Genomic DNA, 25353 nt, shown 5'->3' with positions numbered 1-25353 from the left:
CGACCAGAGTTGGCGGTTTGGCGCTTAACTCTGGTCCCATGTAAAACCAACTATTTATGTACGTGTAGCGCCGCCGTTATGCTCGAGCGGCGGGTAACTTATTGGCCGGCGTCCTGCGCCAGCATCGACTGCAAATGCGCATACATCCGCTCGGCGTCCGGCTCCTGGCCGGTGAACAGCCGGAACGCGTCCACGGCCTGGTAGACCGCCATCCCGCCGCCGCTCAAGACACGGCAGCCGCGCGCCTCGGCCGCTTCGAGCAGCGCCGTGCGAATCGGGAAATAGACGATGTCGGCCACCCACAGGCGCGCGTGCAGATACTCGGCCGGCAGTGGCAAGCCAGGCAGCTTCGCCATGCCGGTGGGCGTCGCGTGAATAAGGCCCGTGGCGGCGGCCAGCGTCTGCTGCAAATCGCCATCGCTGCCCGCGCTCACGCGCGCCGCGGGAAAGCGTGCCTGCAATTCGCTGGCGAGCGCCTGAGCGCGTGTGGCGTCCACGTCGAACAGCGTGAGCGCGCGAGCCCCCATCTGCAGCGCGGCATGGGCGACTGCCGCGCCTGCCCCGCCTGCTCCCAGTTGCACGATTGCTTCGAGCGAGACGTCGGGCAGCCCGCGCTCGAACGCGGCGGCAAAACCCGACCAGTCGGTGTTGTGGCCGATGCGCCTGCCATCGCGGAACAACACGGTGTTCACAGCGCCCAGCGCGCGCGCATCGTCGGAGAGTTCGTCGAGCAGGGGGATCACGGCCTGCTTGCACGGATAGGTGATGTTCAGGCCGTCGAAACCCATGCGCTGCGCCGCGAGCAGCAGCTCGGGCAACGCGTCGACGGTGAGGCCGAGCGCATCGAGATCGATGCGCCGGTACACGGTGTTGAAGCCGAGCTCGCGCCCTTCCTTCTCATGCATCGCGGGCGTAAGCGAGCCGCCGATGCCCTTGCCGATCAGCCCGCAGAGAAACGAGCGCGGCTTGTTCGAGTGCTCGCTCATTTCGCCCCCTTATTCGCAGCTGTAGTTGCCGCCTTATTTGCCATCTTCGCTGCCAGCAGCGCGGCCATGCGTTCGAGCGCGAGCACATAGCCCTGGGTGCCGCAACCGATGATGATCGCCTCGGCAATCGGCGAGACGAACGAATGGTGCCGGAACGCCTCGCGCTTGTGGACGTTCGAGATATGGACCTCGATCACGGGCTTGTCGATGGCGGAAAGCGCATCGGCAATCGCAACCGAAGTGTGCGTATAGGCAGCGGGGTTGATGACGACGCCGTCGATGCGCGTGCGCGCCTCGTGCAGCCAGTCGATCAACTGATGCTCGGCGTTCGACTGGCGGAAGTCGACTTCGATGTGAAGCCGCTCGGCGGCTTCGCGGCACAAGCGCTCGACGTCATCGAGCGTTTCGGACCCATATATCGCGGGCTCCCGCGTTCCCAGCAGATTGAGATTCGGCCCGTTCAGGACCAGTACCGACGGCAATAGCATCAGGCGCTCCAGAATACACAACGACAACTCGAAAACGGCTTTGCAACAACGCGGGTGGCGAGGCATTCGCAGGCGCATTCGCCTGCACTGCTGCAAATACGCTCGCCCCACGCATGGCCGCCAGTGTGCCCCGCTCATGCGCGCGGGTCACCCTGGGGTTTTCGAGAATTTGTACTAACTAGTTAGTTTTATTATCCTTGCAGCACTCCGGCGGCGCTTGCGTGTTCCAGTCTTGCCGGCACCGCCGGCCTGCCGGTCCCCTGGTTATCGTTCATCCGCTGCCGCGCCACGCCATGTCCAAGCTGCCTCAAAGTCCCACTCTCGCTCCGTTGTGCCGCTCCATCGCGACCGTTTCGATCAGCGGCACGCTTGCGGAAAAGCTCGCCGCCATCAGCGCCGCGGGTTTCACGGGCGTGGAGATCTTCGAAAACGACCTGCTCTATTTCGAAGGCTCGCCCGCCGATGTGCGCCGCATGGCCGCCGACCTCGGGCTCGCGATCGTGCTGTATCAGCCGTTTCGCGATTTCGAGGGCGTGAGCCCTGAACGGCTCGCCCGCAATCTGGAGCGCGTGAAGCGCAAGTTCGACGTGATGCACGAACTGGGCACGCAGCGGCTGCTGGTGTGCAGCAACGTCTCGCCCGACACGATTGGCGACGACGCGCTCGCCATCGATCAGCTTGGCCAGCTCGCGCAGGCCGCCGGGCAGGCAGGCGTGGTGACCTGCTACGAAGCGCTCGCCTGGGGCCGCCACGTGCGCACGTACCGCCATGCATGGCAGCTCGTGAACGCCGTGAATCATCCGCATCTCACGCTTGCGCTCGACAGCTTCCACACGCTCTCGCTCGACGACACGCCCGATGCCATCGCAACGATTCCCGGCGAGCGCATCGGCTTCGTGCAGATCGCCGACGCGCCGAAGATGAACATGGACGTGCTCGAATGGAGCCGCCATTACCGCTGCTTTCCGGGCCAGGGCGATTTCGCGCTCGCGGACTTCACGGCGCAGGTGGTGAAGAGCGGCTACACGGGCCCGCTCTCGCTGGAAATCTTCAACGACGGCTTTCGAGGCGCGCCGCCGGCGGCCACGGCAACGGATGGCCATCGCTCGCTGCTGCTGCTCGAAGCGCTCACGCGTGAGGCACTGCACAGCGCGGACAAAGCCGCGCCGCTCTACCACCCGAGCGCGCCGCCGGCGCATGCGGGATGGCAATTCCTCGAGTTCGCGGTGGACGACGGCGCACGCCGGCGCGTAGCCGACTGGCTCGAAAAACTCCATTTCCGCCTCGCGGGGCAGCATCGATCGAAGGACGTGACGCTCTATCGGCATGGCTCGGCGGCCATCGTGCTGAACGCCGAACCCGATTCGTTCGCCGATGCGTTTTTCCAGCGCCACGGGCTTTCGCTATGCGCCTCGGCATTGCGCGTGGACGACGCGCGCCTCGCGCTCGAACGCGCAGCGGGCTTTGGCTATCAACCGTTTTCGGGCCGCGTCGGCCCTAACGAGCGCGTCGTGCCGGCCGTGCAGGCACCGGACGGAAGTCTTAACTATTTCGTTAACGAGCAGCCGGGCCAGCCGACGCTCTTCGAAGCCGATTTCGTCCTCACCGACGTGGACGGTCCCACGGAGGTCGGCCCCATCACCGGCATCGATCACGTGAGCCTTTCGCTGCCGGCCGGTTCGTTCGATGCGTGGGTGCTGTTTTTGAAAGCGGTGTTCGGCCTGCAGGCGAGCGCCGCCGTCCTGCTGCCCGATCCGTATGGCCTCGTGCGCAGTCGCGCGCTCTTCAGCGCGGACCGTGGCTTGCGCATGGTGCTCAATGCGTCGGTCGATCCGCACACCGCCACCGCCGAGACCGTGCGCGCCTATCACGGCACCGGCCTGAACCACGTGGCCTTCAGCACCGCCGACATCTTCCGCGCGGTGACGGAGTTCGAAGCGGCCGGCGTGCCGCTGCTGCGCGTGCCGGCCAACTACTACGACGATCTGGACGCGCGCCACGCACTACCCGCTGAATTCCTCGACGCGCTGCGCCAGCACAACCTTCTGTACGACCGCGACGAGCAAGGCGGCGAGTTCCTGCACGCTTACACCGAAACACTCGATCAGCGCTTCTTCCTGGAACTGGTGGAGCGGCGCGGCGGCTACGACGGATACGGCGCGCCAAACGCCGCAGTACGTCTCGCCGCGCAAGCCCGCCAGCGATCAAGGGCGGCGAGCCAGGACAGCGCCGCAGACAATAAATAAGCAATCCTGTTGTTATTGATTATTGGAGATCTACAACGATGAAGAAGACTGGCTTTGGCCCGGGGATTTTCGTGGCTGCGGGCGCAGCACTGATTGCGAGCCCCGCATTTGCGCAATCCAGCGTCACGCTGTACGGCGCAATCGACGACGCGATCACTTACGTCAACAACCAGAACGGCCACTCGAATGTGTATCTGCGCCAGGGCAACCTCTATGCGTCGAAGTTCGGCCTGCAAGGCAAGGAAGATCTGGGCGGCGGCACGCTCGCGATCTTCGACCTGCAGAACGGCTTCGATCCGAACAGCGGCGCGCTCCAGACCAACGGCCTGATTTTCAACCGCCAGGCCTATGTGGGATTGCAGAACCGCAGCGCGGGCCAACTCACGCTCGGCCGCCAATACACGCCCTACTATCAGTTCGTGGGGCCGCTCACGGGCAGTAGCTGGCTCACGGGCGCAACCGGCGCTCACCCCGGCGATATCGACGGACTCGACACCACCGTGCGCATCAACAACTCGGCGGTTTACACGTCGCCCAGCTGGTACGGCGTGCAGGCAAGCGCCATGTATGCGTTCGGCGGCATTGCAGGCAGTACCGGCAAAGGCCAGACATGGAGCGCTGCGCTGCGCTACACGAATGGCCCGGTCTCGCTCGGCGCGGGCTATCTGCGCATGGACAACGCCGCGATCACGGGCGGCTTCGACAGCGCGTCGACAGCAAGCTTCGGCAAATCGTCGCTGAACACCGGCTACGTCTCGGCGCGCGCTGTTCAGCACGTGGCGGTGGCAGGCAACTATACGATCGGCAATCTGATGTTGGGAGCGTCGTATTCCAACGTCGAATACCTCGCGGGCGGCAAGTCGCTGTTCGGCTCCACAGCTGTCTTCAACACGTGGGCCGCGCTTGCCACCTGGCGCTTCACGCCCGCGTTCGACGTGGGCGGCGGCTATGCATATACGCTGGCCTCCAGGGCCAACGGCATCAGCGACGCCGCACGCTATCAGCAGATCTCGCTCAAGGAGACGTATCACCTTTCCAAGCGCACTTCGCTCTACGCGCTGGAGGGCTATCAACACGCGAGCGGGCAGACCCTGGGCGTACACGGCGCGAGCGACATCGTCGATGCGAGCCCCTCCGTAGGCGATTCGCAAAACAGCACGCCGTCGAGCACGCGTTCGCAGTTCGTCGGCATGGCGGGCATTGCTGTGTTGTTCTAAGGCGGACACCCAGGTAGGGACACCCATGTCGGGCCGCGCAGTTTGCGGCCCGACATGCGTCTATACGACGCGATTCGCGGCGCTCCCGCGTCACGCGGGCGTCTGTGCACGGCAGCAGCGCGCAGCGGTGTCATTCCGGCTCCGATGATCGAATCATTATGAGACACTGGCGCGTCTCGATCGAGCCGCCCCGGTTCTGGCGCGCTCGACGCGTCCGCCACCCTTGGCGCCATCGGTTCGCGGCGTCATCGCACATGAGGTTTCCACGGCTGCGCGCGAGGCTCATGAGCCCAACCATCAGCGCACATTCATGCCGGACGTTCCCCTATCCCAGCCGGGCCAGCCGCGCCTGCCCAGCCAGCCGCGCGCCATGCAGCCGCGCAGCCGCGGCCTGGCCGCCGCGCTCTTCTTCCTCGTCATCGCAGCAGGCACGGTCTATGTTATCGATCATCTCGTCGTCGACCTGAGCACGGTGCAAGGCCGGTCCGCGCTGCCGTTCGTCCTGCTCGGCCTCGCGCTCCTCATCGCGCTCGGCTTCGAGTTCGTGAACGGCTTTCACGACACCGCCAACGCCGTCGCCACGGTCATCTACACGAATTCACTCGAACCGCATACCGCCGTGATCTGGTCCGGCGCGTGGAATTTTCTTGGCGTCCTCGTTTCGAGCGGCGCGGTCGCGTTCGGCATCCTGCAGCTGCTGCCCGTGGAATTGATCCTCCAGGTGGGCAGTCACGCGGGCTTCGCCATGGTGTTCGCCCTTCTGATCGCGGCCATCCTCTGGAATCTCGGCACCTGGTATTTCGGACTGCCCTCGTCGAGCTCGCATGCGCTCGTGGGCTCGATCATCGGCGTGGGCATCATGAACCAGTGGATCAGCGGCCCCTCCGGCACGTCCGGGGTCGACTGGACCCAGGCGCTGGGCGTGGGCAAGGCGCTGCTGTTTTCTCCCATGGCAGGTTTCGTGCTCTCCGCGCTCGTGCTGCTCGCGTTGAAGCTGTTCGTGCGCGCGCCGCGCCTTTATCGCGAGCCGCCGTCGAACGAGCGGCCGCCGCTCTGGATCCGCGCGTTGCTGATTCTCACCTGCACGGGCGTCTCGTTCGCGCACGGCTCCAACGACGGGCAGAAAGGCATGGGCCTCATCATGCTCATCCTGATCGGCGTGGTGCCCACCGCCTATGCGCTCAACAAGGCCGTCACGCCCGAGCAGACCGTGACCTTCGTGGCCGCCGCGCGCACGGCTTCGGCCACGCTCGCGCGCTACGTGCCTGAAGGGCCGCGCGAGGCGCTGCCCGCGAATCCGCGCGCGGAAGTCGAAGCCTACGTGAGCACGCACCGCCTGCGCCCCGCCACGCTGCCTGCGCTGCGCGCGCTCACCGACACCATCGGCGACCAGGTGAGCAGCTCCGGCTCGATGGCGCAGGTGCCGCAAGCGATCGTCGACAACGTGCGCAACAACATGTATGTCGCTTCCGAGGCCATCCGGCTGATGGAGAAAGCGCACGAGCCCGCCTTCTCGGCCGCCGACGCCGCCACGCTGGACGCCTTCCGCAAGCAGATGGACCACGCCACCAAGTTCATCCCCACCTGGGTGAAGGTGGCGGTGGCCATCGCGCTCGGGCTGGGGACGATGGTGGGCTGGAGGCGCGTGGTAGTGACCGTGGGCGAAAAAATCGGCAAGCAGCATCTGACCTACGGGCAAGGCGCTTGCGCCGAAGCCGTGGCCATGCTGACCATCGGCATGGCCGACGCCTACGGCCTGCCCGTTTCGACCACGCACGTGCTCGCTTCCGGCGTTGCCGGCACGATGGCCGCCAATGGCTCGGGCCTGCAATGGGGAACCGTGCGCAATCTCGCGCTTGCGTGGCTGCTCACGCTGCCCGCGTCGATTGCGCTTTCTGCGCTGCTCTATTGGGTGTTCCGTCAATTCTTCTGAACAAAGCGCGCGGCACAAAGAAATCTCATAGCCGCGCCGCGAAGTCCATCTCGATCCGTCTGCGCAAATCGCGCACGACTTTCGCCGCCGGCAAAAGCCACCACGCCGGCGCATGCACGCCGAAGCCCCAGGCGATGCGCGTCTCGCCCGCGCTCACGGCGCGCGCGCGGCAGAGGAAGATCACGGCCTGGTGCGCTTCCCTCTCGCTCTGCCCTGGCCGCGCCGTGGAATAGCGCAGGACCGCGCGCAGTTCGAAGCCCGTGTCGCCGGGCAATTGCTTGAGCGTCTCGATGCTCCATTGCGCGCCATGCCGGCCCGTGCCGCGCAGCGCGGCGCACACACGCAGCCACGTTGCATGCGCGGGCAGCGGCATGCCATGCTCGCGCCCCGCACGATCGGCGCGATAGAAGGTCCGCTGCGCCCACGCATAACCGCCTGCCAGCACCACGCCCACAGCAATCAGCAGGCCTTGCAGCGTTTCGCCGAGCCAGCGCCACGAACCGCCCGCGTCGAATATGCTGAATACGATCTTGTGCGCCACCACAAAAATGACGATGCACATCACAACAATACCGCTCAACGTCATCAGCCAGCCGCGTGCGGGGTCGTCGAAACGCGAGTAGAAGAAGTCGCGCACGGGGTGCCGTTCGGGCAGCGCGAGGTCCGCATCATGATGGCTTGCGTGGCTCCCGTTGCCATTCGCGGAACCGGCGGGACTGGCGGAGCCGGCCGCCTGAGCCTGCTCGCGCCGCTCCGCGGCGCTCGCACGCTCACGTGTAGCGTCCTCGCGCAAGCGCACGAGTTCGCCGATCAGGCGTTCGCGCTCGGTCTGCATGCGCGCGAACTCGGCAAGTCCACGCAGCTTTGCGCTTTGCAACGCATCGAGTTCGCTGCGCAGCCGCTCGCGATTCAACTGGAGTTCGCGCACCTGCTCGCGCACGCGGGCAATATGCGCATCGCTCTGTGCCACACGGCTCGCGGGCGCTTCGTCGTGCACGTGCCAGTATGCCTCCAGCACCTCGCGCGCTTCCTTGATCTTCTTGAACTGCTCGGAGGACCAGTGCAGCGACGCCGGGCTCGGATGCCGCCATTTGTCTGGATGAAAGATCTGCGCCAGCTGCCGGTAGTTGTGCTTGATATCGGCCGCGCTGGCCCCGGGCTCGAGATCGAGCCGGTAATAGAGACGGTCGTAATCTTCTCGGTTCCTTGGGTCGGAGGCGGGCATGACCGGAGTGTCGATTCCGTGAAGTGCTTGAGTCGTTGAGTTGAGCAACTGCGCCGTGCGGTTGGCGGTGTTATCGGAAAAGGTATAACACGCGGGCGCTCGCGGCAAGAATCGCGGCGGATGCGCTCAACCTCGGCGCGCGCGCTGCGCCAGCATCCGGCTCAGCGTCGCGAACGCCACGGCAGGCAGTTCGTGCAGCTTGTGCACGACCACGGCGTGCGGATAGAACGCCTCGACGGCATCGTCCTGAATGCCGATGCCAACGAGCTCGATGCCCTGCTCGACCGCTTCCGCCACGCGCGCATGCAAGTCGCTGTGCAAGACTGCGGGATCGCCGTCGCTCGTGGCAGGGTAGCCGTCCGAGAGCACGAACAGCAGGCGCCGCCGCGCCTTGCGTGCGGCGAGCCGCGCAGCGGCCCACGCGAGCGCCTCGCCGTCGGGGTTCTCGTAGCCGCATTCGATCGCCGCCAGACCGCTCGCATCGCTTGAGCCGAGCGCATCGAAGCGCTTGAAAACCCGCAAATCGAGCCGCTCGACGAAGCGGTTGTAGCCGCGCAGGTCCGCGCCCGCCGCGCGGGCGCGCTCGAATTGCGCACGCATGTCGGGCGACTCGACCGAGCTGTAACCGAGCACTTCGCAGTCGAAACCAAGCTGCATGAGCGCGTCGGCCAGTGCGGCCGCGCACAGCCGCGCGAGTTCGATCTTGCGCCCCGCCATCGATCCGCTGAGGTCGAGCAGCAACGTCATGGCCGCGTCGCGGCCACGCGCGTGCTTGGCGACGCGGAACGGCGTGCGATAGCCGCGCGAGGCCGCAAGGCGGGCGAGCGCGCCACGGTCGATCTCGCCGCGCTCCTGCTCGCGCTTCCAGTGCGTGAGTTCGTCGGCTTTCAGCACGCGTTCCAGCTGGGTCTTGAGCGCCCCCGTCTCCGCGCGCGCCAGCGCCCGCAGCTTGCGCCACGCCGTGGCGTCGCCGCTGCCGGTGAGGTCGGTCACGACATCAAACGCCGTAGTGAGCGGGATCGAGCGGACCGGCTTCGCGCGCGGCGCTTCGCCAGGAGCTACGCGTGGCGGCACGGTATCGGCCTCGGAGAGCGTGGCGCCGGGCGCCGAAGCCGCATCGCCGGGCGCCTCGCTTGCGGCTTCCAGCGCCGGCGCGCCGGGATAGCCCGCGGCCTCGGCGGCGGCTGCATCGGCATCGTCTGGCGTCGACGCAAAATCGATGTCGTCGTGCGCGCCGAAGTCGTCGAGTTCGCGTGCGAGCGTTTCCTCGTCGAGGGTGTCGAGCGGGCGCGCCGTCTGCATCATAGTGTTCGCGCCGCGCGAAGCCAGCGAGCGCACAGCCGCGACGATGGCCTGCGCGGCCCGCACGCTCTCGCCGGTCGACCGGCTCGCGCGCGCCAACGCAAGCGGCCCGTTGCGGCCACCGCGGTCACCGCAGTCACCCAACGCGCGCAACGCGGCCGCCAGCGAAGCCGCGTCTTGCTCGCGCGTGCCAGGGGCTTCGTCCCACAGCGCACGCTCGATGGCCCACACGAGCCGCTCCCGCCAGGCGAGTGCGCTCCAGCGCCGCGCCGCATCGCGTGCGAACTGCGCGCGCAAGCGCTCGACATAACGGTGCGCACCCGGATAGGCCGCCACGAGCCGGGCAAGCACGCGCCGGTCCTCGACGGCCTGGGCAATGCGCCCCGTCACCCCCGCCTGGGCGGCGTCGAGCCGGGGCTGCGCGCTATGCCGCCAGCGCGCCGCGAGCAAATCGAGGTAGCCGATCAGCAAGTCTTCATCGGCTTCGACAGATTCAGCCGCGTGCGAAGGCAACACGAAGCGTCCCCGCTCCACGCGCGGCCCGCCCGCGCCGATCGACACACCAAGGCGCGGCTCGCCCGTCAACGCGCGCGCGAGCTTGCCGAGGCGCGCTTCCAGATCGTCGGTCCGTGCGCTGTCCATGATGGCTGGCCCGTCTCTAGCGCGCGCCCTGATCGGCGTCAAAGATCGCGTGATGGCGGATGATGGTGCGAATGAGCGCCGCGTCCTCCGCGCTCACTTTCGCGTAGATCGACGGGCCGGCGGCGCGCTCCGCGTCGCCCGTGCGCAGCATCAGCTCGGCCCAGTCGATCAGGCGTCGCGTGGAGAACGCGCTCGCCAGGTCCTCGCGCGCGAACGCGGCACGGCAGTCGGCGGCAATGGCGGCGAGCGTCGGCGCGAGCGCGGGCGGAAGTTGCGGCAAGGTCCGCCGCAATACTTCGGCTTCCTCATCTTTCGACAGGTAATCGAACAAATACACCCGCCAGCGGTCGAGAAAAGCCTCGTTGAGCAGATTCGCGCCCTGATACAGGTGCCGATACGCGCTCATCGCGCCCGCCGCGTTCGCCGTGGCAAAGAGGCGAAACTCGGGATGCGGCGTCACGATCTCGTTGCCGCGCTCCTTGAGCAGCAGCCTGCCCTCCGGTTCGAGCACGGCGGTCAGCACCGCGAGAATGGACGGCTCTGCAAAATCGAGCTCATCGATGATGAGCCAGGCGCCTTCGCGCATCGCAATGGGCAGCACGCCATCCACCCATACCGTCTCGCCGCCCTTCACGGTCCAGAAACCGACAAAGTCGCCGATGGTGGTCTGGCCGTTCATGTTCGCGCGCAGCACGCCGTGGCCCGTGCGCGCGGCGATCTGCTCGACGAAACTGGTCTTGCCCGAGCCCGTGTGGCCGATCAGCATCACGCGCCGGTTTTCGACGATGTCCATGGCGATGTCGTCGGTGCGCGCCGTGAAGAGATACGCATCGTTGATGCGCGGCACCCGCGCTTGGGAGGCCGGCGCGCCGTTCAACGCGGCTTGCGCGACCGGCACATCGACCGTGCCGATGCGCACGGTCCGCACTTCACTGCCGGCTCCATGAGCCCCTCTGCGCGCGGCCCGCGCCGATGCCGCCGCGAGCCGCAACTCGGCGCCAAACCGGCTGCCCGCCTCGGCGGCCCGTGCTTCGTCCTCGCGGCCCGCGTCGGCCGCGAAGCCCTCGCGACGCCACTTCAGAAGCTTCGCATCGAGATTATCGAGGTCGACCACCGTATCGATATCGACCTTGCCGGTGGCCGCGTCGCCGTGGCCATGCTCGATGCGGAACAGGTTGGCGCGCTCGGAGAGCGAAACGCGCCACCATTCGCGCATCTCGCCCGCACCGCGCGTGTAGACGCCCTCGGGGCCGTCGTCGTGAACTGCGAGAGGGGAAGCGTTCATTGGCAAAAAGGGCGCGGTCACAACCCATTGAAGGAACTGACCATCTTACCCGCCGGGCGGCGCACGGCGGTCGCCCGGCGACCTGCGGCAGCCGGTGTCAACCAATGTTGCAGCACTGCGACACACCGACAAAGTTGTTGCAGGAATGTGAACGGTTCGCAATATTATGGCCCGCGTTCGCGCGCGGGACGGTCCCCACGCCCCCGTGCGATGCAGGCCAAACGACTAAAAAACAGGGAACACATGAAGAAGACCACCGCAGCGCTCGGCGCCGCCTTGCTCGCGATTTCCGCGCAATCCGCCTTCGCGCAAAACTCGGTCACGCTGTACGGCATCGTCGATACGAGCGTCCGCTACCTGACCAACGCCAACGCCAACAACGACAGCCAGGTGCAAATGGGCGTCGGCCCGGTCACCGGCAGCCGCTGGGGCCTGAAAGGCTCCGAAGACCTGGGCGGCGGCCTCTCGACGGTATTCCGCCTCGAAAGCGGCTTCAACCTCTGGAACGGCCAGATGGCCAGCCAGAACACCCTGTTCAACCGGATGGCGTACGTCGGCCTGCAGAGCAACCAGTACGGCGCGCTCACGTTCGGCCGCCAGAACACGCCGCTGTTCGACCAACTCGGCAACGTGTACGACCCGCTGACCGTCGGCAACTTCGACCAGGACGGCTGGCTGCCTGGCGCGCTCGGCTACGGCCTGCGCCAGAACAACTCGGTCAAGTACGACGGCCACTTCGGCGGCCTCGAACTCGAAGGCATGTACAGCTTCGGCGGCGTGCCGGGCAGCACCGGCGCGAACAACATGTACGGCTTCACCGCGGCGTACACCTGGGGCCCGGCCTCGCTCGACGTCGGCTACCAGCAGAACAGCGACCTGCACAACAACAAGTACCGCGTGGTCAACGTGAGCGGCGTCTACCAGATCGGCCCGGTCAAGGCGCTGGCCGGCTGGCTCTGGGGCCAGGACAACACCGGTTTCGTCGACCTGTACATGGCCTCGGCCAACTCGCCGGCGGCCAGCTTCGCGGGTCCCGTGGCAAAGACCAACCGCATCGACAACGGTCTCTACGCCGGCGCCGTGTGGCAGGTCACCTCGCCGCTCACGCTCACGGCCGCCTACTACTACGACCACGCCAGCAACGCGCTGAACGCGGACGGCGCGACGCTGAGCACCGGCATTCGCTACACGGCTGTCGTGCTGGCCGAATACGCGCTGTCCAAGCGCACGCAGATCTACGGCACGGTCGACTACGCGCACGGCTCGGGCGCGGCAAGGGCCGACTTCCCCGGCCGCAACAACCAGACCGGTGTGGCAGCCGGCATGCGCCACATCTTCTGATCGGAGCGGGTGTGGGATAATCGCCGCTTGCCCAGAGTGCAGCTCAAGAGGTTGTTCGCACGGGCTCAGGGGGCCTTCAATCCCGCGGCCCGCTACCTGGGGCCTGTTCACACTAATAACAGGCCCTTCTAGCGGCCAGCCCGCGTAATGAAATTCTTAATTTGGGGAACGTGTCTTTCCGGCCGCATTGCGGCGTCGCGCGTCGCTTGTATGGCTCGGCCATACGACGCTCCTTGCTCCTCGCACTGCGACCGGAAAGGCACGTTCGCGAGCCTGTTATTAGTGTGAACAGGCCCCGACAATCACTCTCAAGCAACCACGATGCCCGCATACCGTTCCAAGACCTCCACCGCCGGCCGCAACATGGCCGGCGCGCGCTCGCTGTGGCGCGCCACCGGCATGAAAGACGACGACTTTTCCAAGCCGATCATCGCGGTGGTCAACTCGTTCACCCAGTTCGTGCCGGGCCACGTGCACCTGAAAGACCTCGGCCAGCTCGTTGCGCGCGAAATCGAGGCCGCGGGCGGCGTGGCCAAGGAATTCAACACCATTGCCGTGGACGACGGCATCGCCATGGGCCACGACGGCATGCTGTATTCGCTGCCGAGCCGCGACATCATCGCGGATTCGGTCGAATACATGGTCAACGCGCACTGCGCCGACGCCATGGTGTGCATCTCCAACTGCGACAAGATCACCCCGGGCATGCTGATGGCCGCCATGCGCCTGAACATCCCCGTGATCTTCGTCTCGGGCGGCCCGATGGAAGCCGGCAAGACGCGCCTGGCCAACCCCGTCACCAAGGCCATCGAAGTCAAGAAGCTCGACCTGATCGACGCCATGGTGATCGCCGCGGACAGCAAGTACTCCGACGCCGAAGTGGCCGAAGTGGAACGCTCGGCCTGCCCGACTTGCGGCTCGTGCTCGGGCATGTTCACGGCCAATTCCATGAACTGCCTGACCGAGGCGCTGGGCCTCTCGCTGCCGGGCAACGGCACCGTCGTCGCCACGCACGCCGACCGCGAGCAGCTGTTCAAGCGCGCCGGCCACCGCATCGTCGAACTCGCGCGCCAGTACTACGAACAGGAAGACGAGCGCGTGCTGCCGCGCTCGGTGGGCTTCAAGGCGTTCGAGAACGCGATGACACTGGACATCGCCATGGGCGGCTCGACCAACACGATCCTGCACCTGCTGGCGATCGCGCAGGAAGCGGGCATCGAATTCACCATGGCCGACATCGACCGCCTCTCGCGCGTCGTGCCGCAGCTGTGCAAAGTGGCGCCCAACACCAACAAGTACCACATCGAAGACGTGCATCGCGCGGGCGGCATCATGGCGATCCTCGGCGAGCTCGACCGCGCCGGCAAGCTGCACACCGACGTGCCGACCGTGCACGCGCCCTCGCTCAAGCATGCGCTGGACCAGTGGGACATCGTCCGCAATGTCGACGATGCGGTGAAGACGTTCTACATGGCCGGCCCCGCAGGCGTGCCGACGCAGGTGGCCTTCAGCCAGAACACGCGCTGGCCGAGCCTCGATCTGGACCGCGCCGAAGGCTGCATCCGCTCGAACGAGCACGCTTTCTCGAAGGAAGGCGGCCTCGCGGTGCTCACGGGCAATATCGCGCTCGACGGCTGCGTGGTGAAAACCGCCGGCGTGGACGACAGCATTCTCGTGTTCGAAGGCACGGCGCACGTGACCGAATCGCAGGACGAAGCGGTTGAAAACATCCTCGCCGACAAGGTCAAGGCCGGCGACGTGGTGATCGTGCGCTATGAAGGCCCCAAGGGCGGCCCGGGCATGCAGGAAATGCTTTACCCGACGAGCTATATCAAGTCGAAGGGCCTGGGCAAGGCTTGCGCGCTGCTGACCGACGGCCGCTTCTCGGGCGGCACCTCGGGGCTGTCCATCGGCCACTGCTCGCCTGAAGCGGCGGCGGGCGGCGCGATCGGCCTCGTGCGCGATGGCGACAAGATCCGCATCGACATTCCGAATCGCACGATCAACGTGCTCGTGTCCGACGAGGAACTGGCGCGCCGTCGCGAAGAGCAGAACGCCAAGGGCTGGAAGCCGGCGAAGGCGCGTCCGCGCAAGGTGTCGGCGGCGCTCAAGGCTTATGCCAAGCTGGTGATGTCGGCGGATAAGGGCGCGGTGCGGGACCTTTCGCTGCTCGACGATTGAGGCTGGATGCGCGCCCGTGGATTTCGAACCGGCGCCTTCCTTCCGGACGAAAGCCGCTCTCTGGAGCGGCTTTTTTTGTTTGAGGGTGCTGTTCAAGCGCGGCTGCAAGCGCGGCGGCGCGCGGCGCGCAAATGTGGCATTCTCGGTGCCCTGGCTCGCGCCTTGTGCAGGCGCAGCCGCGGCTGTTGCATATTCTCGGCAAGACATCCACACCTGCACGGAGAGAACGATGTCCGCATCAACGCCTTCCCAGACTGCACCCGCCGCGCGCGGCCAATGCGAAGCGATCGACCTGGCTGGCAAGATCGCGCTGATCGAGGGCCACTGGCAGCCGCGGGTGGTCGCGGAAATGAACGACTACCAATTCAAGGTCGTCAAGCTCGAGGGCGACTTCGTCTGGCACCAGCACAGCGAGACCGATGAAACTTTTATCGTGCTCGACGGCGAACTGCGCATCGATTTTCGCGGTGGCCCACAGGGCGACGGCTCGATCGTGCTGCACGCCGGTCAAATGGCGGTCGTGCCCAAAGGCGTCGAGCACAAACCCTGCGCTCAGGGCGAAGTGAAAGTGCTGCTGATCGAGCCGCGCGGCGTTGTGAATACCGGAGAGAACGCCGCAAGCGAACGCACGGTTGCGAACGACCAGTGGGTTTGACGGGGGGTGCCTGGCACCGTCCGATCAACGTTCACCATCGAATCACTCGATGCAGCCCTTGAAGCTCAAGAGTACGCTGGCGTGACGTCAAGAGGATGTCGATGACGGGATCCCAACGGGGAACACATCATGTCAGGAGAATGGAAGCGCCGCGCCCGGCTGTTCGTCCAGCGTTTCTGGCAGCCCACCAGCGCCTGCATGACCTGCATGCCGGGAAGCTGGGGCAATATCATGAGTCTCGCCCACTGGACGATTGCCCTCCATACCGGACTGCTCACCGGAATTCTGGCCGTACTGCTAACTTTCACGCCGGCTGCAAAACTCTACGCGCATCGATACGGCAATGCACTCATTGTCGGCTGCCTGACGACGCTGGGCGATGCCTACTCGCACAAAAGCCACTACCGTATTCCCGTTGTCGAGCACATCATGACGGGAATCCTCTCAGGGCTGCTCGCACTGATCGCTCCATATCTCCTTGAAGATCGCGCGCGGCGCATTCGTGCGGTTTGGGCTCGGGTTTTCGGATAGTTGCCCGCCAGCCCGGAGGCCACGCCGGCCTTACACACTACCCTCCGTTTCAACCACGAGAATGCGCGCCTCGCCAAGCGGATGCGCCACATGCTCGGTCCCAACGGACGCATAAAAAATATCGCCTGTTTCCAGGATCACCGATTGCTCGATACCCGCTTCGCGGTAGCGCATGTCGACCCGGCCATCGAGCACGACAAACACCTCTTCGCCATCGTTGACGTGCCATCGATAAGGTTCATTCGTCCAGTGCAGCCTCGTGGTAATGCCGCGCATATTGGCAATATCGAGCGCGCCCCAAGGGCGGTCAGCAGTAAGGCGCCTGCTACGAATGATCTTCATGACGAACCGGCTGGCCTTGGGGAAAGGGGCTTCGAGAATATCACGCCAGACTGGCGCAAAAAATCGAGACTTTTCGGCGCCGGGTATCTATTTTGTTAGCCTGCATTCGCCCTATCGATGGCAACATGCGTTACTTTCGGCCGCCCGCACATGGGTGCAGACATCAACAGGAGATGCGTCATGGCGATTCAAAAAATCACGCCTTTTCTCTGGTATTCCGCCGCGCAGGTCGAGGAAGCCGCGGCCTTTTACACGACAATCTTCCCGGACTCGCGCATCGTCCGCGTCACGCCGATTACGAGCGCCGGCGATACCAAGGTAGTCGACTTCGAACTCTTTGGGCAGCCCTTTATTGCCATGGGCTCCGGGCAGCCCGAGGCGTTCAACCTCTCGATCTCGCTCATGGTCGACTGCGCAGATCAAGCCGAGGTCGACCGGTACTGGAACGCCCTGCTCGAAGATGGCGGCGCGCCACTCGAGTGCGGCTGGCTGAAAGACCGCTTCGGCATCGCATGGCAGATCGTCCCCGACGATCTCATGCGCATGATGGCCGATTCCGACCCGGTCAAGGCCGCCCGCGTGGCCAAAGCCATGATGTCGATGGTGAAGTTCGACGTCGCCGCGCTGAGAGCGGCCTATGCGGGTACGGCCGGCTGACCCGCAACGCCACGCTCTGCGCGATCGAAACCCTACGCGCCCCCGCCATTGCGCTAGCGCAGAGCTTCTCACCGCACGAAAGCTTTTTGCAAGAATCCCCAGGTAGCGTGCGCACTGCATGTTGCCGCTGCTTTCCATTGCTTGTCGCTCCCCGCGCAAACCCGCTGCCGGTAAAGCCGCTCAATGTCACGTAAAGCCGGATGACAAAATCCGCCCCTTGTAATGGCAATAAATCTTTCAAATACCTGACGTTTATAAATTAACGCATGAGTTGGTTAGACTGCGAGTTTCCAGGCTTCGCGGTCCGGCCCTCTCAGCCCGACCGCGCCCAGCATCGGCGGCACACAACAACCAAGATTATGCGTATGCAATCCGACGATAACCGGCCCGGCGCGGTACAGGCGCCGCGGTCCGCTCATGCCCCCCGCATTCGCGCTGCGCATCCCGTCGGCACCACTGGGAGACTGGCATGAGCGACACGCCAAACCACCCCGCTGCCCCGCAAGTCCCAACTCCCCCCACGCCGCCCACGTCCAAGGCACCCGACGCGCCGCCGCCGCGCAAGCGCCGCGGGCGCTGGATTCTCGCGCTGATCGTGCTGGTGCTGATCGCGCTCGTCGTCATGCACGTGCTGCGCGGCAAGAAGCCCGAGCACGCCGCGCCCGCGCAGGTCGTGACCGTTGCGCCCGCCACGCTCGGCTCGATGCCGGTGACGCTCGACGCGCTCGGCACCGTCACACCGGTCGCCACCGTCACGGTGCTGCCGCAACTGAGCGGCTACCTCACCCAAGTCGGCTACCGCGAAGGCCAGGAGGTCGTGAAAGGCCAGTTCCTCGCGCAGATCGATCCGCGCCAATATGAAATCAGCAAGGAGCAGGCCGAGGCGCAGCTCGCCAAGGACCGCGCGTCGCTCGCGCAGGCCCGCGCCGACCTCGCGCGCTACACGCAGCTCCACGAAAAGCAGTCGGTTGCCGAGCAAACCTATACCGACCAGAAGTTCCTTGTGGCCCAGGACGAGGCCGCCGTGAAGGCCGATCTCGCCAACATCAAGCAGTTCGAGCTCGATCTCGCCTACTGCCACATCACCGCGCCTGTATCGGGGCGCGTGGGCTTGCGCCTCGTCGATCCGGGCAATTACGTAACGGCGTCGAGCTCGACCGGCATCGCCGTCATCACGCAGATGAAGCCCACCACGGTGCAATTCACGGTGCCGCAAAACGCGCTGTCGAGCGTGCTCCAGCGCGTGAACGCCGGCGCGAAACTGCCGGTCACGATCTATAGCAGCGACAACACCCGCGAGCTCGCCACCGGCATGCTCTACGCGATCAGCAACCAGATGGCCACGGCCACCGGCACGGTCACGCTGCGCGCAAGCGTGCCCAACGACGACGAGGCGCTGTTTCCCAACGAGTTCGTAAACGTGCGGCTGCTGGTGGACACGATGGAAAACGCCGTGCTCGTGCCCACGCCCGCCGTGCAAAACGGCGCACCCGGCGACTATGTGTATCTCGTGAATGCCGACAACACCGTGTCGGTCCACAAGGTCACGCAGGGCCCGGGCGACGGCCGGCATACGGTGATCGTCGCGGGCCTCGCGGCGGGCCAGCGCGTGGTGACCGACGGGCTCGACCGCCTCAACGACGGCGCGAAAATCCAGCCTTCCGAGGCAAAACCAGGTGCAACTGGCGCGCCGCACGGCGCGAGCGCGGCGCGCATGGGCAACCCTGCGCATCCGCTTTCGAGACCGCTGCCGCCGGCATCGGGCGCGAGCACCGTGGGCGCCGCAGCGCCACCGGCCGCCTCTCAAGCAGCACCCGCCTCAGAAGCGTCCTGATCCCCCGCCCTTGCGCCGATGAATATTTCGCGTCTTTTCATCCTGCGGCCGGTCGCGACTTCGTTGCTGATGATCGCGCTGGTGCTGGTCGGCCTGCTGGCGATGAAGTTCCTGCCGGTGTCGTCGCTGCCTTCGGTCGACTACCCGACCATCCAGGTGCAAACCTTCTACCCCGGAGCGAGCCCGACCGTCATGGCCACCACGGTCACGGCGCCGCTCGAAGTGCAGCTCGGCGAGATTCCGGGCCTGCAGCAGATGGTCTCGTACAGTTCCGAGGGCGCCTCGGTCATCACGCTGCAGTTCGATCTCTCGCTCAACCTCGACGTGGCGCAGCAGAACGTGCAGCAGGCCATCAACGCGGCCAACAGCTACTTGCCGAGCGGCCTGCCCGCGCCGCCCACCTACGCCAAGGTGAATCCCGCCGACCAGCCCATTCTCACGCTCGCGCTGACCTCGAAGTCGATGTCGCTCACGCAGTTGCAGGACGCGGCCAACAACCGGCTCGCGATGAAGATTTCCCAGGTGCAGGGCGTGGGTCTCGTGAGCACGGCGGGCGGCCACGTGCCCGCCGTGCGCGTGGAAGCCGACCCGCAAAAGCTTGCCGGCTACGGCCTGAATATCGACGATCTGCGCACGCTGCTCGCCAACGTCAACATCAGCGCGCCGAAGGGCAACTTCGACGGTCCCGAGCTCGACTACACGATCAACTCGAACGACCAGATCTCGGACCCCAAGGATTACGAACACACGGTCATCGCCTACCAGAACGGCGCGCCCGTGTTCATGCGCGACGTCGCGCGCGTGTCCACGGCGGCCCAGGATGTCGAGCGCGGCGCGTGGTACAACAAAGCGCCCGCCATCGTGCTGAACGTGCAGCGCCAGCCGGGCGCGAACGTGATCGCCACCGTCAACCAGATCATGCGCCAGTTGCCGCAGCTCGAAGCCACGCTGCCCGCCGGCATGAAGGTCACGGTGGTCTCCAACAGCGTGGGGGCGATCCAGGCCTCGGTCAACGACGCGGCGTTCGAACTCGTGCTCGCCGTGGCGCTCGTGGTGGCCGTGATTTTCGTGTTCCTGCGCAATCTGCCCGCCACGATCATTCCGAGCATCTCGGTGCCGGTCTCGTTGATCGGCACGCTCGCGCTCATGTACGAGCTCGGCTACTCGATCGACAACCTCTCGCTGATGGCGCTCATCATCGCCACGGGCTTCGTGGTCGACGACTCGATCGTGATGATCGAGAACATCGTGCGCTATCTGGAAGAAGGCGACAAACCCTTGCAGGCGGCCCTCAAGGGCGCGGGGCAGATCGGCTTCACCATTCTGTCCCTCACGATCTCGCTGATCGCGGTGCTGATTCCGCTGCTGTTCATGGGCGGCGTGATCGGCCGGCTCTTCAGCGAATTCGCGGTCACGCTCGCGGTGACCATCGTGCTCTCGGCCGTGGTCTCGCTCACCGTCGTGCCGATGCTGTGCGCGCGCATCCTGCGCGCCCAGGCCGAGCGCCATCCGAGCCGCTTCGAGCGCGTCAGCGAAGGCCTCTTCAACAAGACGCTCGCCGCCTATGAGCGCGGCCTGCGCTGGGTGCTCGATCACCAGACGCTCACGCTCGCCGTGGCGGTGGCCACGGTCGTGCTCACGGGCCTGCTCTACGTGGCGATTCCCAAGGGTCTCTTCCCGGTGCAGGACGTGGGCGTGATCCAGGGCATCAGCGTGGCCGACAACTCGGTCTCGTATCAGGCGATGGTGCGCCGCCAGTCCGCGCTCGCCGAAGAAATTCTCAAGGACCCCGATGTGGTTTCGCTCACCTCGTACGTGGGCATCGACGGCATCAACAACACGCTCAACAACGGGCGTTTCCTGATCAACCTGAAGCCGCATGACGACCGCGCCGAAACTGCCGAGGAGATCGCGCGGCGCATCCAGCAGTCGGTCGCGAAAGTACCGGGCATCCGCCTCTATCTGCAGCCCGAGCAGGATCTCACGCTCGACACCACGGTCTCGCGCAACCAGTACAACTTCGTGCTGCGCGGCCCGAACCAGCAGGCGTTCCAGCAATACGTGCCGGCCCTCATCGCGCGAATGAAGCAGATTCCCTCGATTGCCGACGTCACGAGCAACCTGAACACCGACGGCCTGTCCGTGAACGTGCAGGTGAACCGCCAGCTCGCGGCGCGCTACGGCATCACGGCGGCGACCATCGACAACGCGCTCTACGACGCGCTCGGCCAGCGCATCGTCTCGACCATCTTCCAGCAGTCGGACCAGTACCGCGTGATTCTCGTGGCCAAGCCCGAGTCGCTGCCCACGGTGGAATCGATCGGCGACATCTATCTGCCGAGCCAGACCGCCGCCTCGGGCCAGGTGCCGCTCAAAGGCATCGCGACGATCGACATCACGCGCTCGCCGCTGATGATCAGCCACCTTGCGCAATTCCCCTCGGTCACGATCTCGTTCAATCTCGCCGATGGCGCGTCGCTCTCCGCCGCCGTGCGCGACATCCGCAAGGCCGAGGCCGCCGTGCAGCTGCCGCCCTCGATCACCTCGTCGTTCCAGGGCGCGGCGCAGGCGTTCGAAGATTCGCTCTCCAGCGAGATCTATCTGCTGATCGCGGCCATCGTGGCCGTGTATATCGTGCTGGGCGTGCTCTACGAGAGCTATGTCCATCCGGTGACGATTCTTTCGACGCTGCCTTCGGCCGGCATCGGGGCGCTGCTCGCGCTGATGATCGCGGGCAAAGACCTCGACGTGATCGGCATCATCGGCATCGTGCTGCTGATCGGCATTGTGAAAAAGAACGCCATCATGATGGTGGACTTCGCGCTCGAAGCCGAACGCGTGCACGGCAAGCCGCCGCGCGAGGCGATCTTCGAGGCATCGCTGCTGCGCTTCCGGCCGATCCTCATGACCACGCTCGCCGCCATGCTCGGCGCGCTGCCGATGCTGCTCGGCACCGGCACGGGCTCCGAGCTGCGCCGCCCGCTCGGCCTCGCGATCATCGGCGGGCTGACGGTGTCGCAACTGCTCACGCTGTTTACGACGCCCGTGATCTATCTGTTCTTCGACCGGCTCGCCGAGCGCTTCGGGCGCAAGCGCAAGCGCGGCACAAGCGGCGATGAAGCAGGCGGCGCAGATGGCGGCGGCGCACCGCCCGCGCCCGAGGGCACGCCGTGAATCTCTCGGCGCTCTTCATCCGGCGGCCGGTCGCGACCTCGCTTCTCGCGATCGCGATCCTGCTCGCCGGCACGCTGGCGTTTTTCCGGCTGCCCGTGGCGCCGCTGCCCAACATCGCCTTTCCGGTGATCGTGGTGCAGGCCAATATGGCGGGCGCGAGCCCCGAGACCATGGCGGCCACGGTCGCCGAGCCGCTCGAACGGCGCCTGGGCACCATCGCCGACGTGAGCCAGCTCACTTCGATCAACAATACGGGATCCTCACTGATCGTCGTGGTGTTCGGCCTGAACCGCGATATCAACGGCGCGGCGCGCGACGTGGAAGCGGCCATCCAGGCCGCCCGCGCCGATCTGCCCACCACGCTGCGCAGCAACCCCACCTACCGGCAGTACAACCCCGCGAGCGCGCCGATCATGGTGCTCGCGCTCACCTCCGATACGCTCACCAAGGCCCAGCTCTACGACTCCGCCGATTCGGTCATCATGCAGCAGCTCTCGCAGGTGGACGGCGTGGGCCAGATCACGCTGGGCGGCGGCGCGCTGCCTTCGGTGCGCGTGGAGCTGGAGCCCGGCAAGCTCAATAGCTACGGCATCGGGCTCGAAGACGTGCGCGCCGCCATCGGCGCGGCCAATGCGAACAGCGCAAAAGGCCATATCGATCAGGGCGAGCAGCGCTTCGTGGTGACATCGAACGACCAGATCAGCAACGCCGCGCCGTTTCGCGACATCGTCATCGCCTACCGCAACGGCGCGCCCGTGTATCTGCGCGACGTGGGCGCCGTGAACGACTCCAACGAGAACATCCGCAATGCCGGTCTCTTCAACAGCAAGTCGGCGGTGCTCGTGATCGTCTACCCGATGCCGGGCAGCAACGTCGTGAAGACCGTGCAGCAGATCCAGGCGCGCCTGCCCTATATCGAGGCCGCGCTGCCCGGCACGATCAAGGTGAACGTGGCGATCGACCGCTCCCAGGCGGTGCGCGACTCGGTGGCCGACACCGAGCGCACGCTGTTTATCGCCGTACTGCTCGTGATCGGCGTGGTGTTCGTGTTCCTGCTCTCGCCGCGCGCGACGCTCATTCCGGCCGTGGCGCTGCCGCTGTCCATCGTGGGCTCGTTCGGGCCGATGTACCTGCTCGGCTACAGCATCGACTCGCTCTCGCTGATGGCGCTCACCATCGGCACCGGCTTCGTGGTGGACGACGCCGTGGTGGTGCTCGAAAACATCGTGCGCCATATCGAGGCCGGGCTCGATCCCAAGGAAGCCGCGCTGCGCGGCGCGGGCGAAGTGGGCTTCACAGTGCTCTCGATGAGCCTATCGCTGATCGCCGTGTTCCTGCCGATCCTGCTGATGCCGGGCATCGTCGGCCTGCTCTTTCATGAGTTCGCGATGACGCTCTCCATCGCGATCGTCATTTCGCTCGTGGTCTCGCTCACCGTCACGCCGGCCATGTGCGCCTATGTGCTCGAGCGCGAGCGCAAGGAGCGCAAGCCCTCGCGCTCGGCCCAGTGGATCAACGCGCAGTTCGAACATTTCAAGCAGTTCTATTCGCGCACGCTCGACGTCGCGCTCAATCATGCTCGGCTCACGATCTTCATCCTGTTCGCCTTGCTGGTCGGCAATGTGTTTCTTGCGCGCCTGCTCCCCGGCACCTTCTTTCCGGAGCAGGACACGGGCATCCTGATCGGCCAGATCATCGCCGACCAGAGCATCTCGTTCACGGCGATGGAAAAGAAGCTCGCGCAATTGCAGGACATCGTGCAGAAAGATCCGGCCGTGGAATCGGTCGCGGGCTTCACGGGCGGACGCGCGCTCAACTCGGCCACGGTCTTCATCGAGCTCAAGCCGCTCGCGCAACGCAAGCTTTCCGCCACCGAAGTCGTGAACCGCTTGCGGCCCAAGCTCAACGCGGTGTCGGGCGCGCGCCTGTTCCTCCAGGCGCAGCAGGATCTGCAGATCGGCGGGCGGCAATCGGCAGCCGAATATCAGTACACGCTCACGAGCGACGACGCCGACGCGCTCTTCAAATGGACGCCCAGGCTCATCGACGAGCTGAACAAGCACCACGGCACCCTTACCGACGTGAACTCGGACTTGCAGCAAAACGGCCTGCAAACCTATGTCACGGTGAACCGCGCGACGGCCAAGCGCTACGGCTTCGATCCGAACCAGATCGACAACGTGCTCTATGACGCGTTCGGACAGCGCGCCGTCTCCACCATCTACAACCCCATCAACCAGTACTTCGTGGTGATGGAGGTGGCGCCGCAGTACTGGCAGTATCCGCAGTCGTTCAACCACATCTTCCTGAGCACGGCGGCAGGCAACGCGAGCGGCGCGGCCACCACGCAAATGCCGGGCACGACGATGTCGGGCGTCAAACCCTATAGCGCGATCGCCGCCGCCAGCACCACCGTCAGCAATACCAATGAACGCAACGCCAACGCCGTGGCCAACGTGCAGAACAACTCGATCGCCAACAGCAAGGGAGGCAGTTCGAGCGGCAGCGCGAACAGCACCGCCGCGGAAACCATGGTGCCCCTCACCGCGCTCATGAACTGGACCACCGGCCACACGGCCACCCAGGTCAATCACCAGAGCGGCGAGGTGGCGGGCACGATCTCGTTCAACCTGCCCAAGGGCGGCTCGCTCTCCGAGGCGGGCAAGATCATCGAGCAGGCCAAGCGCGACATCGGCATGCCCGCTTCCATCCACGGCGAGTTCGCGGGCGCGGCGCAGGCCTACGCGCAATCGATGGGCACGGTGCCGCTGATCATTCTCGCGGCGCTCGGCGTGGTCTATATCGTGCTGGGCGTGCTCTACGAGAACACCATCCACCCGCTCACGATTCTTTCGACGCTGCCTTCGGCCGGCATCGGCGCGATTCTGGCGATGCTGATCTTCGGCACGCCGTTCTCGGTCATTGCGATGATCGGCATCATCCTGCTGATCGGCATCGTGAAGAAGAACGGCATCATGATGGTGGACGTGGCGATCCAGTTGCAGCGCAGCGAAGGCCGTAACGCGCGCGACGCGATTCACGAAGCCGCCGTGGTGCGGCTGCGCCCGATCATGATGACGACCTTCGCCGCCGTGCTGGGCGCGGCACCGCTTGCCGTGGGCATTGGCCAGGGCGCCTCGCTGCGCCAGCCGCTTGGCGTGACCGTGATGGGCGGCCTGCTCCTCTCCCAGCTTTTCACTCTTTACACCACGCCCGTGATCTATCTGTTCCTCGACCGCCTGCGCGCACGCCTCGCACGCTGGGCCGCGCGCCTGCCCTGGAACCGCCGCCAGGCCGATGAGAGTGCACCATGA

At 65.6% G+C, this 25353-nt stretch carries 17 protein-coding genes; 11 read left to right on the top strand and 6 right to left on the bottom strand.

Annotation, left to right across the window (positions count from 1 at the left end; translation table 11 throughout):
* Positions 1-98 precede the first annotated feature (98 nt).
* Positions 99-986 (bottom strand): shikimate dehydrogenase, encoded by an 888-nt coding sequence (locus P5W98_RS32485; RefSeq protein WP_421028522.1) that lies wholly within the window; start codon positions 984-986, stop codon positions 99-101.
* Complete coding sequence (gene aroQ / locus P5W98_RS32480) at positions 983-1474, bottom strand: type II 3-dehydroquinate dehydratase (protein ID WP_421028521.1); 492 nt, start codon at positions 1472-1474, stop codon at positions 983-985. The genes P5W98_RS32485 and aroQ overlap by 4 nt, the downstream gene beginning before the upstream one ends.
* 329 nt (positions 1475-1803) lie before the next feature.
* Here aroQ and P5W98_RS32475 point away from each other — a divergent pair, with 329 nt between their 5' ends.
* The 3 genes from P5W98_RS32475 to P5W98_RS32465 all read left to right on the top strand — a co-directional run bounded on the left by P5W98_RS32475 (position 1804) and on the right by P5W98_RS32465 (position 6870).
* On the top strand, positions 1804-3720 hold the full coding sequence (locus P5W98_RS32475) for a bifunctional sugar phosphate isomerase/epimerase/4-hydroxyphenylpyruvate dioxygenase family protein (protein WP_421028786.1): 1917 nt from the start codon (positions 1804-1806) through the stop codon (positions 3718-3720).
* 38 nt (positions 3721-3758) lie between these two features.
* The gene (locus P5W98_RS32470; RefSeq protein WP_421028520.1) at positions 3759-4937 is read left to right on the top strand and encodes a porin; all 1179 of its coding nucleotides are present in this window, start codon (positions 3759-3761) and stop codon (positions 4935-4937) included.
* A gap of 370 nt (positions 4938-5307) precedes the next feature.
* Entirely contained in the window at positions 5308-6870 is a 1563-nt protein-coding gene (locus tag P5W98_RS32465; RefSeq protein WP_421028785.1) for an inorganic phosphate transporter, read from the top strand.
* A 25-nt stretch (positions 6871-6895) separates the two neighbouring features.
* On the opposite strand, the gene P5W98_RS32460 is transcribed toward P5W98_RS32465, so the two are convergent.
* From P5W98_RS32460 to P5W98_RS32450, 3 genes are all read right to left on the bottom strand, one after another.
* Complete coding sequence (locus tag P5W98_RS32460; protein WP_421028519.1) at positions 6896-8095, bottom strand: J domain-containing protein; 1200 nt, start codon at positions 8093-8095, stop codon at positions 6896-6898.
* Between the two features lie 126 nt (positions 8096-8221).
* Positions 8222-10039, bottom strand: coding sequence for a cobaltochelatase CobT-related protein (locus P5W98_RS32455; protein WP_421028518.1), 1818 nt, complete (start codon positions 10037-10039; stop codon positions 8222-8224).
* A gap of 16 nt (positions 10040-10055) precedes the next feature.
* Positions 10056-11324, bottom strand: a complete 1269-nt coding sequence (locus P5W98_RS32450; protein WP_421028517.1) for an AAA family ATPase — start codon at positions 11322-11324, stop codon at positions 10056-10058.
* 243 nt (positions 11325-11567) lie between these two features.
* Here P5W98_RS32450 and P5W98_RS32445 point away from each other — a divergent pair, with 243 nt between their 5' ends.
* From P5W98_RS32445 to P5W98_RS32430, 4 genes are all read left to right on the top strand, one after another.
* Entirely contained in the window at positions 11568-12665 is a 1098-nt protein-coding gene (locus tag P5W98_RS32445) for a porin (RefSeq protein ID WP_421028516.1), read from the top strand.
* Positions 12666-12986: 321 nt separating this feature from the next.
* Positions 12987-14846, top strand: a complete 1860-nt coding sequence (ilvD, locus tag P5W98_RS32440) for a dihydroxy-acid dehydratase (RefSeq protein WP_421028515.1) — start codon at positions 12987-12989, stop codon at positions 14844-14846.
* A gap of 229 nt (positions 14847-15075) precedes the next feature.
* Positions 15076-15501 carry a cupin domain-containing protein gene (locus P5W98_RS32435; RefSeq protein ID WP_421028514.1) on the top strand — a complete coding sequence of 142 codons (426 nt, stop codon included), beginning with the start codon at positions 15076-15078 and terminating at the stop codon, positions 15499-15501.
* Positions 15502-15630: 129 nt separating this feature from the next.
* Positions 15631-16032, top strand: coding sequence for a hypothetical protein (locus P5W98_RS32430; protein WP_421028513.1), 402 nt, complete (start codon positions 15631-15633; stop codon positions 16030-16032).
* A 30-nt stretch (positions 16033-16062) separates the two neighbouring features.
* Here the strand turns inward: P5W98_RS32430 and P5W98_RS32425 are convergent, their stop codons facing one another.
* Entirely contained in the window at positions 16063-16374 is a 312-nt protein-coding gene (locus P5W98_RS32425) for a cupin domain-containing protein (RefSeq protein ID WP_421028512.1), read from the bottom strand.
* Positions 16375-16554: 180 nt separating this feature from the next.
* Here P5W98_RS32425 and P5W98_RS32420 point away from each other — a divergent pair, with 180 nt between their 5' ends.
* The 4 genes from P5W98_RS32420 to P5W98_RS32405 all read left to right on the top strand — a co-directional run bounded on the left by P5W98_RS32420 (position 16555) and on the right by P5W98_RS32405 (position 25353).
* Complete coding sequence (locus P5W98_RS32420) at positions 16555-17031, top strand: VOC family protein (protein ID WP_421028784.1); 477 nt, start codon at positions 16555-16557, stop codon at positions 17029-17031.
* Positions 17032-17500: 469 nt separating this feature from the next.
* The gene (locus P5W98_RS32415; RefSeq protein ID WP_421028511.1) at positions 17501-18865 is read left to right on the top strand and encodes an efflux RND transporter periplasmic adaptor subunit; all 1365 of its coding nucleotides are present in this window, start codon (positions 17501-17503) and stop codon (positions 18863-18865) included.
* An 18-nt stretch (positions 18866-18883) separates the two neighbouring features.
* Positions 18884-22039: an efflux RND transporter permease subunit gene (locus P5W98_RS32410; RefSeq protein WP_421028510.1), complete on the top strand. Its 3156-nt coding sequence runs from the start codon at positions 18884-18886 to the stop codon at positions 22037-22039.
* Positions 22036-25353 carry an efflux RND transporter permease subunit gene (locus P5W98_RS32405; protein ID WP_421028509.1) on the top strand — a complete coding sequence of 1106 codons (3318 nt, stop codon included), beginning with the start codon at positions 22036-22038 and terminating at the stop codon, positions 25351-25353. Before P5W98_RS32410 ends, P5W98_RS32405 begins: the two co-directional genes overlap by 4 nt.

Source organism: Paraburkholderia sp. A1BS-2L, assembly GCF_051125205.1.
Taxonomy (GTDB): Bacteria; Pseudomonadota; Gammaproteobacteria; order Burkholderiales; family Burkholderiaceae; genus Paraburkholderia.
This window is presented reverse-complemented; position numbering and strand designations above follow the sequence as displayed.